This is a genomic window from Citrobacter sp. Cb041 (genome assembly GCF_030336655.1).
GTDB classification, from domain to species: domain Bacteria; phylum Pseudomonadota; class Gammaproteobacteria; order Enterobacterales; family Enterobacteriaceae; genus Citrobacter; species Citrobacter braakii.
In genome coordinates this window covers 1-15,031 of record NZ_JAOWDD010000037.1, presented here as the reverse complement: position 1 = coordinate 15,031, position 15,031 = coordinate 1, and the positions used below count along the sequence as shown (strand labels likewise).

Annotated in this window: 15 protein-coding genes, 1 rRNA gene and 1 other annotated feature; of the genes, 8 read left to right on the top strand and 8 right to left on the bottom strand. The window is 50.8% G+C overall.

The annotated features are described in order from the left end of the window. Window positions 1–8 precede the first annotated feature (8 nt). On the top strand, window positions 9–356 hold the full coding sequence (gene rplS / locus OGV52_RS10845; RefSeq protein ID WP_002914145.1) for a 50S ribosomal protein L19: 348 nt from the start codon (window positions 9–11) through the stop codon (window positions 354–356). A gap of 127 nt (window positions 357–483) precedes the next feature. Here the strand turns inward: rplS and OGV52_RS10840 are convergent, their stop codons facing one another. From OGV52_RS10840 to OGV52_RS10825, 4 genes are all read right to left on the bottom strand, one after another. Beyond that, a complete protein-coding gene (locus tag OGV52_RS10840) occupies window positions 484–966 on the bottom strand; it encodes an OmpA family protein (protein WP_016154071.1) in 483 nt (160 codons plus the stop codon). Between the two features lie 10 nt (window positions 967–976). Further along, entirely contained in the window at window positions 977–2,203 is a 1,227-nt protein-coding gene (gene dgcN, locus OGV52_RS10835) for a diguanylate cyclase DgcN/YfiN (protein WP_141875541.1), read from the bottom strand. Further along, complete coding sequence (gene yfiR / locus OGV52_RS10830) at window positions 2,196–2,714, bottom strand: regulatory sequestration protein YfiR (protein ID WP_153690124.1); 519 nt, start codon at window positions 2,712–2,714, stop codon at window positions 2,196–2,198. The genes dgcN and yfiR overlap by 8 nt, the downstream gene beginning before the upstream one ends. A gap of 158 nt (window positions 2,715–2,872) precedes the next feature. After that, window positions 2,873–3,247 (bottom strand): DUF2799 domain-containing protein, encoded by a 375-nt coding sequence (locus OGV52_RS10825; RefSeq protein ID WP_016154068.1) that lies wholly within the window; start codon window positions 3,245–3,247, stop codon window positions 2,873–2,875. Window positions 3,248–3,462: 215 nt separating this feature from the next. Here OGV52_RS10825 and aroF point away from each other — a divergent pair, with 215 nt between their 5' ends. Together aroF and tyrA are read left to right on the top strand one after the other, a co-directional pair. After that, the gene (gene aroF / locus OGV52_RS10820; protein ID WP_016154067.1) at window positions 3,463–4,533 is read left to right on the top strand and encodes a 3-deoxy-7-phosphoheptulonate synthase AroF; all 1,071 of its coding nucleotides are present in this window, start codon (window positions 3,463–3,465) and stop codon (window positions 4,531–4,533) included. A 10-nt stretch (window positions 4,534–4,543) separates the two neighbouring features. Continuing rightward, window positions 4,544–5,665, top strand: coding sequence for a bifunctional chorismate mutase/prephenate dehydrogenase (tyrA, locus tag OGV52_RS10815; protein ID WP_287108480.1), 1,122 nt, complete (start codon window positions 4,544–4,546; stop codon window positions 5,663–5,665). A 99-nt stretch (window positions 5,666–5,764) separates the two neighbouring features. Here the strand turns inward: tyrA and pheA are convergent, their stop codons facing one another. The 4 genes from pheA to bamD form a co-directional block, all read right to left on the bottom strand. Continuing rightward, entirely contained in the window at window positions 5,765–6,925 is a 1,161-nt protein-coding gene (pheA, locus tag OGV52_RS10810) for a bifunctional chorismate mutase/prephenate dehydratase (protein ID WP_080860763.1), read from the bottom strand. A 22-nt stretch (window positions 6,926–6,947) separates the two neighbouring features. Then, window positions 6,948–7,073, bottom strand: a sequence feature (Phe leader region). Further along, window positions 7,025–7,072: a pheA operon leader peptide PheL gene (gene pheL, locus OGV52_RS10805; RefSeq protein ID WP_100250063.1), complete on the bottom strand. Its 48-nt coding sequence runs from the start codon at window positions 7,070–7,072 to the stop codon at window positions 7,025–7,027. Its footprint overlaps the feature before it by 48 nt. A gap of 102 nt (window positions 7,074–7,175) precedes the next feature. Then, on the bottom strand, window positions 7,176–7,514 hold the full coding sequence (gene raiA, locus OGV52_RS10800; protein ID WP_003031244.1) for a ribosome-associated translation inhibitor RaiA: 339 nt from the start codon (window positions 7,512–7,514) through the stop codon (window positions 7,176–7,178). 268 nt (window positions 7,515–7,782) lie between these two features. Next, a complete protein-coding gene (gene bamD, locus OGV52_RS10795; protein WP_016154064.1) occupies window positions 7,783–8,520 on the bottom strand; it encodes an outer membrane protein assembly factor BamD in 738 nt (245 codons plus the stop codon). A gap of 131 nt (window positions 8,521–8,651) precedes the next feature. Here bamD and rluD point away from each other — a divergent pair, with 131 nt between their 5' ends. From rluD to OGV52_RS10770, 5 genes are all read left to right on the top strand, one after another. Beyond that, window positions 8,652–9,632, top strand: coding sequence for a 23S rRNA pseudouridine(1911/1915/1917) synthase RluD (gene rluD / locus OGV52_RS10790; protein WP_016154063.1), 981 nt, complete (start codon window positions 8,652–8,654; stop codon window positions 9,630–9,632). Next, window positions 9,629–10,360 (top strand): purine nucleoside phosphorylase YfiH, encoded by a 732-nt coding sequence (yfiH, locus tag OGV52_RS10785; RefSeq protein WP_016154062.1) that lies wholly within the window; start codon window positions 9,629–9,631, stop codon window positions 10,358–10,360. The genes rluD and yfiH overlap by 4 nt, the downstream gene beginning before the upstream one ends. A 129-nt stretch (window positions 10,361–10,489) precedes the next feature. After that, window positions 10,490–13,063 (top strand): ATP-dependent chaperone ClpB, encoded by a 2,574-nt coding sequence (gene clpB, locus OGV52_RS10780; RefSeq protein ID WP_016154061.1) that lies wholly within the window; start codon window positions 10,490–10,492, stop codon window positions 13,061–13,063. After that, entirely contained in the window at window positions 13,035–13,286 is a 252-nt protein-coding gene (locus OGV52_RS10775) for a hypothetical protein (RefSeq protein WP_287108478.1), read from the top strand. The genes clpB and OGV52_RS10775 overlap by 29 nt, the downstream gene beginning before the upstream one ends. A gap of 193 nt (window positions 13,287–13,479) precedes the next feature. Continuing rightward, window positions 13,480–15,021, top strand: a 16S ribosomal RNA gene (locus tag OGV52_RS10770). Window positions 15,022–15,031 lie beyond the last annotated feature (10 nt).

The following is a 15,031-nucleotide window of genomic DNA, read 5'->3' as shown; positions in this document are numbered from 1 at the left end:
ATTAAATTATGAGCAACATTATTAAGCAACTTGAACAAGAGCAGATGAAGCAGGACGTACCTTCCTTCCGTCCGGGTGATACCGTGGAAGTGAAAGTATGGGTTGTTGAAGGTTCCAAAAAACGTCTGCAGGCATTCGAGGGCGTGGTTATCGCTATTCGTAACCGCGGTCTGCACTCTGCATTCACTGTTCGTAAAATTTCCAACGGCGAAGGCGTTGAGCGTGTCTTCCAGACTCACTCTCCGGTAGTTGACAGCATTGCTGTTAAACGTCGTGGTGCTGTTCGTAAAGCTAAACTGTACTACCTGCGTGAGCGCACTGGTAAGTCTGCTCGTATCAAAGAGCGTCTTAACTAAGATTCGCGCAAGCGACATCCTGTTAGAAAAGGGCTGGCCGAAAGGCTGGCCCTTTTTTTATTCCGACCTTATTCTTTTGTTTTATTGCAATTGGATGGCTGCGCGGCGCGCAGCCAGTTGAGGACTTTTACGGCGTAGCGATCACGACTGCAACCCGGCGGTTTTCAGCACGACCTTTTGACGTCTGATTACTGGCGATCGGGTATTTCTTCCCGAGTCCCTGCGTTGTCAGATTAGTGCGGGGAATGTTGGCGCCCTGTGCCCACGCATCGGCAACCACATTCGCGCGTTTGAGCGACAGCGCTTCGTTGTAGCTGTCTTCGCCGTAGTTATCGGTATGACCATCCATACGCGCATGGTTTAACCCGGTAGCTGCCAGTTTGGATGCCATTTCCTGGATCTGCTTTTCACTTTCAGGGCGGAGCTTATAGTCGTTTTTATCAAACAGGATGTTGTCAGACAGACCAAGAGACCAGTCTCCGGAAGCTTCGGTAAATCCGTACGATTTCATGGCTGCAATTTGCTCCGGGGTAAATTTTCCCTGAGGTGCCTGACAGCCTGCCAAAATCAGTAAAAGCAGAAGAAACGGGGATGATAGACGTTTTAGCATGTGTAAGTCCTTATTTTTTAATAATGCGTTCAGAACGCAAATTTTTGGCCTGATACATATTTTTATCGGCAAGTTCTTGTAATTTCTCGGCAGAGGCATGTTCCCACGTCAGCGCAAAACCAATGCTGAGTGTCATGCTTGCCTGATGACCGTTATGCAGGTCAAAAGGTCGGTTAAACTCGTGTGATAGTGCCGCGCAGATCCGCTGAACTTCGTATTCAGAGTGAACGCTGTACAGCACCATAGCGAACTCATCGCCGCCAAGTCTGTAGGGGTGATGTCGATTACCACCAAACTCGGACAGCCTGTTTGCAACTTCAATCAGGACCCGATCCCCCGCTGCGTGGCCCCAGGTATCATTAATAAATTTAAAATTATCACCATCAAGGAATAACAGTGCGGAGCTGCTGTGGGCGGCATGGTCATTCATCAGGGCGTTAATGCTGCTGCGAAATGCGGCGCGATTCGCCAGGCCGGTCAGCGGATCGTGTAGCGCCGTACGCAAAAGCTGGGCGTTCTTTGCCTGCAGTTTAAGTTGCCACTCCTCCATCTCGTCCAGCAGACTATTAAAGTCCTGGGCAAAAAGGTGAAACTCTTCAATGCGCTCTTCTGAAACGCGCCGTGAAAAGTTACGGTTGGTACGAACATCATGTACCACCTCGGTTATATTTTGCAGGGCTTCCACGACGCCATTATGTAAATAACGAGTGAGCATTAATGCAATGCCAGAGGCCAACAGAATGCACCCGGTAAGGACGGCCAGCGACAAATAGATGAAATGGCTGATAACGCTATCGCGCGCAGTCAATCGTACTTCGCCGATGACGTTGCCATTATGCAAAATAGGTTGAGTGACCGGTTGGGGAAACAGCCAGTGGCTGATAAGTCCGCTGATTTTTTCAGTGGTATCCTGCGCGTTATAGCGCCAGGTGGCGATCACCTTCTGGTTTTTATTACGAACTTCTGCAACGGAAAATTGCCCCTGCTGGCCCAGTGCTGCCAGCGTTTCAGTGGCCGCGAAGCCATCAGAAAAAACTAATGCTGCTTCAAGCGTGCGGGTCATAGTTGCTGCGGTCAGATCCAGGTTCTTTTGCGCATACTGTCTCAATGCCAGCACCGAAGAAATGCTGAGCAGCAGCCAGATCAGCGTCATAGTTACCAGAACGCTGATTATGCTGATACGCCGTAATGTCCGCTTAAACGTCGGGCGTGTTATGGGAGAATGGCCCTTATCCATGCTTCTGATTCCGTGCAAGCATTAATACGTCCGGACTGACCCTTACGCCACTGCGTGAAAGGGAATCCATATTTACGGAAAATCTCACATCTTCATCTTTAATTATGAGGCAAAAGGCGCTGCCAATAACGCATTCGGGGTTCTGTTCGGCAATTAATAGCAATGCCTTAGACGGATATTTATTCTTTAATTCCACCTGATAAGTAGGGGATTCTTTTCCAAAATAAAAACCGTCACACTGCGAAATTAATATTTCTTGTTCCGTACGAATGATGACGGGAAGATAGGGTAATGCTCCGGCACTGGTATCTCCCAGGACACTGGAAAAACGCGATGAAGAGAAAATACACAGTTTGGGGGGCCCGGACAGTGCAGGCCAGCGCGTATAACTGACGATGCCGGAAACCATAGCGCGTACAGATTTTGCTTCTTCCGTAACGCTTTGGGCGTACAGCGGTAATCCGGTCAGGAGCAGTGCCAGTAGAAGTATGAGTCGGTAAGAATAGCTCATGAATAGTTACCTACCAGCGTTTGCCGTAAAACGTCGAAATACATTCAAGATTATTTAGGACAAAATAACATTATTTTACTAAGCCGTCATTATGCCAGGTTGAAAGCTATTAGTAATTTAAGTTAAGTCTTAGTGATTTATAAAATATAAGCTATTGTTTAATTTAATCTTATTGAGGCTGCACCTTCATTTGCTCCTTTTTGCCAGGCACTGTGTAACTGGTCAATATTTTCGACCGTATCACAACTTGGGGGAAAGGTTTTCCCGGTCAAACCTCTGGCGTAAACAAAATCCGGCTGGCAGATTTTACGTTGTCCCTCGGCATAACCCTTAAGATATTCCGTACGATCGACTTCGGGGTCATTGTAGTTGTCGGCAAGAGTTTCATTATCTTTAACGGCATACCCCGAAATGGCATCTTGTATTCCGGCGTCGTACCAGGCGGTTCCCGTCCATGTGGGAGCGTGGGTATAAGGATCTATCTGACATCCGCTAAGAAGTAATAGAAATAGGGTGCTGATGAGTTGCTTCATTGCCTGTACTCCCTCGTTTTTTTAAGCATAGTGGATCTCAATATCGGATGGTGTAAATTTTAATGTACACATTGGAGGGCGTGTTTTGTCATTAAATTGCATGCTGTAAATTAAAATTTACGGTTTGTGGATTGAAATCTTTACCTGTTGTGTTATCGTTATCACCTCCTCGCTGAGGATCAACTATCGCAAACGAGCTAAACAGGATCACCATCATGCAAAAAGACGCGCTGAACAACGTACATATTACCGACGAACAGGTTCTGATGACTCCGGAGCAGCTGAAAGCTGAATTCCCGCTGAGCCAGGCGCAAGAAGCGCAAATCTCTCAGTCGCGTAAAACCATTTCAGATATTATCTCTGGTCGCGATCCGCGCCTGCTGGTGGTATGTGGCCCGTGTTCCATTCACGATCCTGAAATGGCTATTGAGTACGCTCGTCGGTTTAAAGCCCTTGCCGCAGAGGTCAGCGATAGCCTCTACCTGGTGATGCGCGTCTATTTTGAAAAACCCCGTACCACCGTCGGCTGGAAAGGGTTAATTAACGATCCTCATATGGATGGCTCTTTTGATGTTGAAGCTGGCCTGAAAATTGCGCGTCAGCTGCTGCTTGAACTGGTGAATATGGGACTTCCGCTGGCAACTGAAGCGCTGGATCCCAATAGCCCGCAATACCTGGGCGATCTGTTTAGCTGGTCTGCAATCGGTGCGCGTACCACGGAATCGCAGACTCACCGCGAAATGGCTTCCGGTCTTTCGATGCCGGTCGGCTTTAAGAACGGTACTGACGGTAGCCTGGCGACCGCCATTAACGCGATGCGCGCGGCGGCACAGTCGCACCGCTTTGTTGGTATTAACCAGGCCGGACAGGTTGCACTGCTGCAAACTCAGGGTAACCCAGACGGTCACGTGATCCTGCGCGGTGGTAAAGCGCCGAACTACAGCCCGGCAGATGTCGCCCAGTGCGAAAAAGAGATGGAGCAGGCGGGACTACGACCTTCTCTGATGGTAGATTGCAGTCATGGTAACTCCAATAAAGATTACCGCCGCCAGCCTGCCGTGGCTGAATCCGTGATTGCACAAATCAAAGATGGCAATCGCTCGATCATTGGCTTGATGATTGAAAGTAATATTCACGAAGGCAACCAGTCTTCTGAACAGCCGCGTAGCGAAATGAAATACGGCGTGTCTGTAACTGATGCCTGCATTAGCTGGGAAATGACGGATGCGCTACTGCGTGAAATTAGCCAGGATTTAAACGGCCAGCTGTCGGCGCGTGTAGCATAAGAGGTTGGTTATGGTTGCTGAATTGACCGCATTACGCGATCAAATTGATGAAGTCGACAAGGCGCTGCTGGGTTTACTGGCACGTCGCCTGGAGCTGGTGGCCGAAGTCGGTGCAGTAAAAAGCCGCTTTGGGCTGCCTATCTACGTGCCGGAACGGGAAGCCTCTATGCTGGCCTCCCGCCGGGCGGAAGCGGAAGCCCTTGGCGTGCCGCCGGACCTGATTGAAGATGTGCTGCGCCGGGTTATGCGCGAGTCTTACTCCAGTGAGAACGACAAAGGATTTAAAACGCTTTGTCCTTCTCTGCGACCGGTGGTGATTGTCGGCGGCGGCGGTCAGATGGGACGTCTGTTCGAAAAAATGCTCACCCTGTCAGGTTATCAGGTACGGATCCTGGAACAGCAGGACTGGGAGCGTGCGCCGGAGATCGTCTCTGATGCTGGCATGGTGATCGTCAGCGTGCCGATCCACGTCACTGAGCAGGTGATCGCCAAATTACCGCGTCTGCCGTCCGACTGCATCCTGGTGGATCTGGCTTCGGTGAAAAATGGTCCTTTGCAGGCGATGCTGGCGGCGCACGACGGCCCGGTGGTGGGATTACACCCCATGTTTGGCCCGGACAGCGGCAGTCTGGCAAAGCAGGTCGTCGTCTGGTGTGACGGACGCCAGCCGGAAGCCTATCAGTGGTTTCTGGAACAGATTCAGGTGTGGGGCGCGCGACTGCATCGGATCAGTGCTGTTGAACACGATCAGAACATGGCATTTATTCAGGCATTGCGTCACTTTGCGACCTTTGCTTACGGTCTGCATTTAGCGGAAGAGAATGTTCAACTGGAGCAGTTACTGGCACTCTCTTCGCCGATTTATCGCCTTGAACTGGCGATGGTCGGACGTCTGTTTGCCCAGGATCCGCAGCTCTATGCCGATATCATTATGTCGTCTGAGAGTAACCTTGCGCTGATCAAACGCTACTACCAACGTTTTGGTGAGGCGATCGGTTTACTGGAGCAGGGCGATAAGCAAGCGTTCATCGACAGCTTCCGTAAGGTGGAGCACTGGTTTGGTGATTATGCGAAACGCTTCCAGAACGAAAGCCGTACTTTGTTGCGCCAGGCTAACGATAGTCGCCAATAAATACGATGCTTGATGGCAACGCTGATGCGTTGTATCAGTCATACAAGGATCGGCTAAAGAATGCCGGATAAGCGTAGCGCCATCCGGCATTGTCAAACGTTAGCCTGGATTGACCGGCACCACATTCTCACTTGGATAGCAGCCAAGTACTTTCATCGAGCGCGTAATCTCACCTAACTCCTTCAATGCTTTTTGCATCTGGGGTGATTCCAGGTTGGCCTGGATATCAAGATAAAACATTTCTTCCCACGGATTGCCGTGAATCGGGCGTGACTCCAGTTTAGTCATAATCAGATTATGGTTGCGCAGTACCAGCAGAGCTTCTACCAGCGCACCGGCTTGTTGTCCTGTCGCCATCAGCAACGTGGTTTTTGCTGGCACCTGATCGGAAACATTGATTGCCTTGCGCGCCAGTACCACGAAGCGGGTGATGTTTTGCGTCTGATTAGCTTCGATATGCTCAAGAACCTGCAAACCGTATAGTACGCCTCCGGCTTCGCTCCCCAGAGCCGCCACGCGCGGTGAGTTAGCCTGCGCAACTTTTTCCATCGCCGCCGAGGTGCTTTCGGTGTACTCAATCTTCCAGTGTGGGTAACGACTCAGGAATTTGCTGCACTGCTGGAATGGCTGCGGATGGCTATATACCGTTTCAATGGTCTCGAGATCTGTTGTGCCGGACACCAGTAGGCAGTGGTCAATCGTGATAGTCATCTCGCCAACGATAGACAGGCTGGTGTGCTGCAGCAGGTCGTAAACATCATTAATCCCACCGGAACTGGTGTTTTCAATCGGAACCACTGCGTAGTCAGCTTGTCCGGTTTCGACCTGATTAAAGATATCGGCAAATTTCGCGCAGCCGCTTTCTATAAATTGTTCAAAATGGCGGGCAGCATACTGACGTGCGGCAAGATGAGAATATGACCCTTTTGGCCCGAGGAAAGCAACGCGTGCTGAGTGCGGGTTAATTTTATTCAGATGCTGCTGGAGCAGTGCCTGCTGAGTCAGGACGGAGTCTTCGATTATGAGCTGGAACAGGCGAGTGATGTAGTGAGCATCAAGATGATGTGCTTTGCCAAGCTGAATCAGTCGGTCCAACAGATCGCGCTCACGGTCGATATCACGAACTGGACGATGTGAAAGGAGCTTAGCTTTGCCAACTTCTACGGCCAGTCCACGTCGCTCAGCCAGCAGGGCCAGTAATTTTTCATCCAGCGTGCTGATCTTATCGCGCAGCGCCAGCAATGGGTTTTCCGATGTCATAGTGTTGCCTTTCTTGTTATCAATAAAAAAGGCCCCCCGTTGTGGGAGGCCTTATTGTTCGTCTTCGCATTCTTTATCACACGACGAAACGCCTCCCATTCAGGGGAAGGTAAAAAAGAATGCGAAGAAGAACGGGACAAGTTTCATGTAATTTTCCTTTGGCTACGTCAGTAAAGTACCCGTACTGTTTTCACCCTGTCAACAAAAAACGCGCCCGGAGGCGCGTTGGCGATACACTCAATGTAAGGGACTACTCTTCTTCTGCTTCGACGAAGTTGGCGTCTTTGACTGAAGTTGTTGCACGACGGGCTTCGCCTTTGTGCTGCACTTTATTGAGCTGCCGTTCCAGCTTGTTGATCAAATCGTTAATTGCGGTGTACATATCCTCGTGTTTTGCGCTGGCAACCAGATGTCCGTTCGGTGTATTGATGGTGGCATCAGCAATGAAACCCTGCGGCTCCTTAGACAGAATGATATGTGGATTAATCAGATGAGTTTGCCATTTTTCGAGTTTGGCGAGACGGTCTGCGACATGCTGGCGAATTGCCGGAGTAATTTCCATTTGTTTACTGGTAATGTTCATTGTCATAAATTTTACCTCTTGTCTTTCCCGTCTTGGTGATTCCAGCATACCGTTCCTAATGTCAAAATGTGTGATATTAATCACATTTTTTTGTCGCTTTTTGTCAAGAAAACCTTTTTGTGAGGCACCGCAGGAACAAGCGATTTTTTACTTGAGGAATACCTGAAAGCAGGCCATATTTGATGAGATGCGTTGCAGCTAAACCGCTTCAGTTGTGACGTTTACGGATAAAAAAACGGCAGCCTTTGGGCTGCCGTTTGCATTCTGAGATAAATCAGGTATTGCTGCTGTTGGCGGCAATGATTTTCGCTACTTTTTCTGCCTGCGCATTCATCTGCATCTGGCGATAAGCATTTTCCATTAACGGCAGGGCATTGCGTGTTGCCTGGGTATCCGGGAAGTCGCGCAGCATGCCTTCCACACGGTTTACCACGGCAACCCATGCACCGCGGGCAGTGTAGTATTCCACAACGGAATATTCATACTTCGCCAGACGGTCTTTCAGGAATACCAGACGTTTGGTGGCGTCAGTGGTGTACTGGCTGTTTGGATAGCCACGTACCAGTTTGGAAAAGTCATTAAACGCAGCTCGGGCATGTTGCGGATCGCGATCGCTGCGATCAACACCAAAGAATCCTTGCAGTGCGCTATCATCCAGCGCCATATTGGTCAGGCCACGCATATACATGACATAATCAATGTTAGGGTGTGTCGGGTTAAGACGAATAAAACGATCGATGGCAGCCTGAGCAAGTGGCAGATCGGCGTTTTTGTAGTAGGCGTAGATGAGATCTAATTGCACCTGCTGAGAATACGGTCCAAATGGATAACGGTTATCCAACGCTTCTAATTGCGTTATTGCCTGTTTCCAGTTACCGTCCTGCAGCTTTTGCTGAGCAGTCGCGTAGATTTCATTTGGCGGATTATCGGGCACCTCTTCCTTTGAACCAGAGCAACCCGCCAAAAACAGGCTCAACGTGGCTGCTGCCACCAGATATTTCATGCGCGTCATGACGTTTTGACTTTCCTCAAAATGTTTTACGGGAGATTCTCTGTTCCTGCTCCCGGTTAAGACCAGCTACAATAGCACACTATATTAAACGGCAAAGCCGTAAAACCCAACGTTAAACGAAGAAGCAGTTTATGGCACAACGAGTAGAACTCACCGCAACAGTCTCCGAAAATCAGCTCGGTCAACGCTTAGATCAGGCTTTGGCCGAATTGTTCCCTGATTATTCGCGATCGCGCATAAAAGAATGGATCCTTGACCAGCGCGTACTGGTAAATGGCAATCTTTGCGATAAACCGAAAGAAAAAGTGTTGGGTGGAGAGCGCGTCTCCATCACTGCAGAAATTGATGAAGAGGTTCGTTTTGAACCTCAGGATATCCCACTGGATATCGTTTATGAAGATGACGATATTCTTGTCATCAACAAACCCCGTGATCTCGTAGTGCATCCGGGTGCCGGTAATCCTGATGGCACGGTATTGAATGCATTACTGCATTACTACCCGCCAATCGCGGATGTTCCACGTGCTGGTATCGTGCACCGTCTGGATAAGGACACGACCGGATTAATGGTGGTGGCAAAAACCGTTCCGGCGCAAACGCGTCTGGTGGAGTCGCTGCAACTACGTGAAATTACCCGTGAGTACGAAGCCGTGGCGATTGGTCATATGACGGCAGGCGGAACCGTTGAGGAACCGATTAGCCGCCACCCGACCAAGCGTACGCACATGGCGGTACACCCAATGGGGAAACCGGCGGTGACGCACTATCGCATAATGGAACACTTCCGTGTGCACACGCGTCTGCGGCTGCGTCTGGAAACCGGACGTACGCACCAGATCCGCGTGCACATGGCGCATATCACCCATCCGCTGGTGGGCGATCAGGTCTACGGCGGTCGTCCGCGTCCACCGAAAGGCGCTTCTGACGAATTTATCTCCGTTCTGCGTAAGTTCGATCGTCAGGCGCTGCACGCGACTATGCTGCGTTTATATCACCCAATTTCAGGTATCGAAATGGAATGGCACGCACCTATTCCACAAGATATGGTGCAATTGATTGAAGTGATGCGCGCTGATTTCGAAGAACATAAGGATGATATTGCCTGGCTATGAGTAAGCTAATTGTCCCGCAGTGGCCGATACCGCAAGGTGTTGTGGCGTGTAGTTCTACCCGTATTGGCGGTGTTAGCATGCCGCCTTATGATTCGCTGAATCTGGGCGCCCATTGCGGCGACAACCCGGAGCATGTTGAAGAGAACCGCAAGCGGCTGTTTGCTGCGGGCAATCTGCCGTCAAAGCCAGTCTGGCTGGAGCAGGTCCACGGTAAGGATGTCCTGAAACTGACCGGCGAGCCTTACGCCTCCAAACGTGCGGATGCTTCTTACAGCAATACGCCGGGCACCGTGTGTGCAGTGATGACGGCCGACTGTCTGCCGGTGCTGTTTTGCAATCGCGCTGGAACGGAAGTCGCGGCGGCACATGCGGGTTGGCGCGGATTATGCGCCGGCGTGCTGGAAGAGACGGTGGCGTGTTTTGCCGACAAACCTGAAAACATTATTGCCTGGCTAGGCCCGGCGATTGGCCCGAACGCGTTTGAAGTGGGAGCAGAAGTTCGCGCAGCGTTCATGGCGAAAGATCCGCAAGCGGACCTCGCATTTGTACCGCATGGTGATAAATATCTGGCGAATATTTACCAGCTTGCGCGTCAGCGTCTGGCAAATATCGGAGTAGAGAACATCTACGGTGGCGACCGTTGCACCTTCAGCGAAAGTGAGACGTTCTTCTCTTATCGTCGCGACAATACCACGGGTCGTATGGCAAGTTTTATTTGGCTGATATAACCTAAAGAATCAAGACGATCCGGTGCGTGTAATTTTCTTTTCACATAATTCAGGTCATTCACCTTGAATAATTGAGGGATGACCTCATTTAATCTCCAGTAGCAATTTTGACCTGTTATGGGAGGAGTTATGCGTCTGGATCGTCTTACTAATAAATTCCAGCTTGCTCTTGCCGATGCCCAGTCACTCGCATTGGGGCACGACAATCAATTCATCGAACCACTTCATCTAATGAGCGCCTTGCTGAATCAGGAAGGGGGATCGGTACGTCCTTTATTAACGTCTGCTGGCATTAATGCTGGCCAGTTACGTACAGCCATTGACCAGGCGTTGAGCCGGTTGCCGCAGGTAGAAGGTACCGGCGGTGATGTGCAGCCTTCTCAGGATCTGGTGCGTGTACTGAATCTTTGCGACAAGCTGGCGCAAAAACGTGGGGACAACTTTATTTCGTCAGAACTGTTCGTACTGGCGGCGCTTGAGTCACGCGGTACGCTGACCGATTTACTAAAATCAGCAGGTGCGACGACCGCGAATATCACTCAGGCAATTGAACAAATGCGTGGAGGTGAAAGCGTGAATGACCAGGGGGCTGAAGACCAACGTCAGGCCTTGAAAAAATATACCGTCGACCTGACTGAACGTGCCGAGCAGGGCAAACTCGATCCGGTTATCGGGCGTGATGAAGAAATTCGCCGTACCATTCAGGTACTGCAGCGGCGTACTAAAAATAACCCGGTGTTAATCGGCGAACCAGGTGTTGGTAAAACGGCCATCGTTGAAGGGCTGGCCCAACGAATTATCAATGGTGAAGTGCCGGAAGGCTTAAAAGGTCGCCGTGTGCTGGCGCTGGATATGGGCGCGCTGGTGGCTGGGGCCAAATATCGTGGTGAGTTTGAAGAACGCTTAAAAGGCGTGCTGAACGATCTCTCGAAACAGGAAGGCAATGTCATCCTGTTTATTGATGAGCTGCATACTATGGTTGGGGCGGGTAAAGCTGATGGCGCAATGGACGCCGGGAACATGCTGAAACCGGCGCTGGCACGCGGGGAACTGCACTGTGTAGGCGCAACAACGCTTGATGAATATCGCCAGTACATCGAAAAAGATGCGGCACTGGAACGTCGTTTCCAGAAAGTATTTGTAGCCGAACCTTCAGTAGAAGACACCATCGCGATTCTGCGTGGCCTGAAAGAACGTTATGAGCTGCACCACCATGTGCAGATCACTGACCCGGCGATTGTTGCGGCAGCTACGCTGTCTCATCGCTATATTGCCGATCGTCAGTTGCCGGACAAAGCTATCGACCTTATCGATGAGGCGGCATCCAGCATTCGTATGCAGATTGACTCCAAGCCTGAGGAACTCGACAGACTCGACCGCCGGATTATCCAGCTCAAACTGGAACAGCAGGCATTAATGAAAGAGTCTGATGAGGCGAGTAAAAAACGTCTCGATATGCTCAACGAAGAGCTGGACGATAAAGAGCGCCAGTATTCTGAATTAGAAGAAGAGTGGAAAGCTGAAAAAGCATCCCTTTCGGGAACGCAAACTATCAAGGCTGAGTTGGAGCAGGCGAAAATCGCCATCGAACAGGCGCGTCGCGTCGGCGATCTGGCGCGGATGTCTGAACTGCAGTACGGCAAAATTCCTGAACTGGAAAAACAACTGGAAGCAGCCACCCAGTCTGAAGGCAAAACCATGCGTCTGCTGCGTAATAAAGTCACGGATGCAGAAATTGCAGAAGTGCTGGCGCGCTGGACCGGTATCCCGGTTGCTCGCATGCTGGAAGGCGAACGGGAAAAACTGTTGCGTATGGAGCAGCAGTTGCACAGCCGCGTGATTGGCCAGAACGAAGCGGTGGAAGCCGTTTCTAACGCCATCCGTCGTAGCCGTGCTGGCTTGTCCGATCCAAATCGCCCGATTGGTTCATTCTTGTTCCTCGGCCCAACCGGTGTCGGTAAAACTGAACTGTGCAAAGCGCTGGCAAACTTTATGTTCGACAGTGACGATGCCATGGTGCGTATCGATATGTCCGAGTTTATGGAGAAACACTCGGTGTCTCGTCTGGTCGGGGCGCCTCCGGGATATGTCGGCTATGAGGAAGGTGGATATCTGACAGAAGCGGTACGTCGCCGTCCTTACTCTGTCATTCTGCTGGATGAAGTGGAGAAAGCGCACCCGGATGTGTTCAATATTCTGTTGCAGGTGCTTGACGATGGTCGTCTGACTGACGGGCAGGGGAGAACGGTCGACTTCCGTAATACGGTTGTCATCATGACCTCGAACCTGGGGTCCGATCTGATTCAGGAACGCTTCGGTGAGCTGGACTACGGCCACATGAAGGATATGGTCCTGGGCGTCGTGAGCCATAATTTCCGCCCGGAATTCATCAACCGTATAGATGAAGTTGTTGTATTCCATCCGTTGGGTGAGCAGCACATTGCTTCTATTGCACAGATCCAACTGCAACGTCTGTATAAACGTCTGGAAGAGCGTGGCTATGAAATCCATATCTCTGACGAGGCGCTTAAACTGCTGAGTGCGAATGGTTACGATCCGGTGTATGGCGCACGTCCACTCAAACGTGCTATCCAGCAACAGATCGAAAACCCGCTGGCGCAGCAAATTCTGTCTGGTGAGCTGATTCCTGGCAAAACGATTCGGCTGGAAGTGAATGACGATCGCATTGTGGCAGTGCAGTAAGTCACAAAATGACAATAAACGAGCCCTGTGGGGCTCGTTTTTGTTTAAAAACAAAGCGAAAAGCAATGTAACGGTTGAAAAGCAGCCGCTTGATAAGTTTTTTGTATTTTTAACTTGTCAGCCTGAAATAACTCCCTATAATGCGCCTCCACTGACACGGAACAACGGATTACAAACCGCCGGGTCAGCGGAGAAGAGCGAAAATAAACGCTTGACTCTGTAGCGGGATGGCGTAATATGCACACCCCGCGCCGCTGAGAAAAAGCGAAGCGGCACTGCTCTTTAACAATTTATCAGACAATCTGTGTGGGCACTCGAAGATACGGATTCTTAACGTCGCAAGACGAAAAATGAATACCAAGTCTCTGAGTGAACACGTAATTCATTACGAAGTTTAATTCACGAGCATCAAACTTAAATTGAAGAGTTTGATCATGGCTCAGATTGAACGCTGGCGGCAGGCCTAACACATGCAAGTCGAACGGTAGCACAGAGGAGCTTGCTCCTTGGGTGACGAGTGGCGGACGGGTGAGTAATGTCTGGGAAACTGCCCGATGGAGGGGGATAACTACTGGAAACGGTAGCTAATACCGCATAACGTCGCAAGACCAAAGAGGGGGACCTTCGGGCCTCTTGCCATCGGATGTGCCCAGATGGGATTAGCTAGTAGGTGGGGTAACGGCTCACCTAGGCGACGATCCCTAGCTGGTCTGAGAGGATGACCAGCCACACTGGAACTGAGACACGGTCCAGACTCCTACGGGAGGCAGCAGTGGGGAATATTGCACAATGGGCGCAAGCCTGATGCAGCCATGCCGCGTGTATGAAGAAGGCCTTCGGGTTGTAAAGTACTTTCAGCGAGGAGGAAGGCATTGTGGTTAATAACCGCAGTGATTGACGTTACTCGCAGAAGAAGCACCGGCTAACTCCGTGCCAGCAGCCGCGGTAATACGGAGGGTGCAAGCGTTAATCGGAATTACTGGGCGTAAAGCGCACGCAGGCGGTCTGTCAAGTCGGATGTGAAATCCCCGGGCTCAACCTGGGAACTGCATCCGAAACTGGCAGGCTAGAGTCTTGTAGAGGGGGGTAGAATTCCAGGTGTAGCGGTGAAATGCGTAGAGATCTGGAGGAATACCGGTGGCGAAGGCGGCCCCCTGGACAAAGACTGACGCTCAGGTGCGAAAGCGTGGGGAGCAAACAGGATTAGATACCCTGGTAGTCCACGCCGTAAACGATGTCGACTTGGAGGTTGTGCCCTTGAGGCGTGGCTTCCGGAGCTAACGCGTTAAGTCGACCGCCTGGGGAGTACGGCCGCAAGGTTAAAACTCAAATGAATTGACGGGGGCCCGCACAAGCGGTGGAGCATGTGGTTTAATTCGATGCAACGCGAAGAACCTTACCTACTCTTGACATCCAGAGAAGTTTGCAGAGATGCGAACGTGCCTTCGGGAACTCTGAGACAGGTGCTGCATGGCTGTCGTCAGCTCGTGTTGTGAAATGTTGGGTTAAGTCCCGCAACGAGCGCAACCCTTATCCTTTGTTGCCAGCGGTTCGGCCGGGAACTCAAAGGAGACTGCCAGTGATAAACTGGAGGAAGGTGGGGATGACGTCAAGTCATCATGGCCCTTACGAGTAGGGCTACACACGTGCTACAATGGCATATACAAAGAGAAGCGACCTCGCGAGAGCAAGCGGACCTCATAAAGTATGTCGTAGTCCGGATTGGAGTCTGCAACTCGACTCCATGAAGTCGGAATCGCTAGTAATCGTGGATCAGAATGCCACGGTGAATACGTTCCCGGGCCTTGTACACACCGCCCGTCACACCATGGGAGTGGGTTGCAAAAGAAGTAGGTAGCTTAACCTTCGGGAGGGCGCTTACCACTTTGTGATTCATGACTGGGGTGAAGTCGTAACAAGGTAACCGTAGGGGAACCTGCGGTTGGATCACCTCCTTACCTTAAAGAA

Coding starts and splice junctions, on each gene's coding strand:
- rplS (WP_002914145.1), top strand. CDS start 9: ATGAGCAACATTATTAAGCAACTTGAACAAGAGCAGATGAAGCAGGAC.
- raiA (WP_003031244.1), bottom strand. CDS start 7,514: ATGACAATGAACATTACCAGTAAACAAATGGAAATTACTCCGGCAATT.
- pheA (WP_080860763.1), bottom strand. CDS start 6,925: ATGACATCGGAAAACCCATTGCTGGCGCTGCGCGATAAGATCAGCACG.
- OGV52_RS10840 (WP_016154071.1), bottom strand. CDS start 966: ATGCTAAAACGTCTATCATCCCCGTTTCTTCTGCTTTTACTGATTTTG.
- OGV52_RS10825 (WP_016154068.1), bottom strand. CDS start 3,247: ATGAAGCAACTCATCAGCACCCTATTTCTATTACTTCTTAGCGGATGT.
- yfiR (WP_153690124.1), bottom strand. CDS start 2,714: ATGAGCTATTCTTACCGACTCATACTTCTACTGGCACTGCTCCTGACC.
- tyrA (WP_287108480.1), top strand. CDS start 4,544: ATGGTTGCTGAATTGACCGCATTACGCGATCAAATTGATGAAGTCGAC.
- bamD (WP_016154064.1), bottom strand. CDS start 8,520: ATGACGCGCATGAAATATCTGGTGGCAGCAGCCACGTTGAGCCTGTTT.
- dgcN (WP_141875541.1), bottom strand. CDS start 2,203: ATGGATAAGGGCCATTCTCCCATAACACGCCCGACGTTTAAGCGGACA.
- yfiH (WP_016154062.1), top strand. CDS start 9,629: ATGAGTAAGCTAATTGTCCCGCAGTGGCCGATACCGCAAGGTGTTGTG.
- OGV52_RS10775 (WP_287108478.1), top strand. CDS start 13,035: ATGACGATCGCATTGTGGCAGTGCAGTAAGTCACAAAATGACAATAAA.
- aroF (WP_016154067.1), top strand. CDS start 3,463: ATGCAAAAAGACGCGCTGAACAACGTACATATTACCGACGAACAGGTT.
- rluD (WP_016154063.1), top strand. CDS start 8,652: ATGGCACAACGAGTAGAACTCACCGCAACAGTCTCCGAAAATCAGCTC.
- clpB (WP_016154061.1), top strand. CDS start 10,490: ATGCGTCTGGATCGTCTTACTAATAAATTCCAGCTTGCTCTTGCCGAT.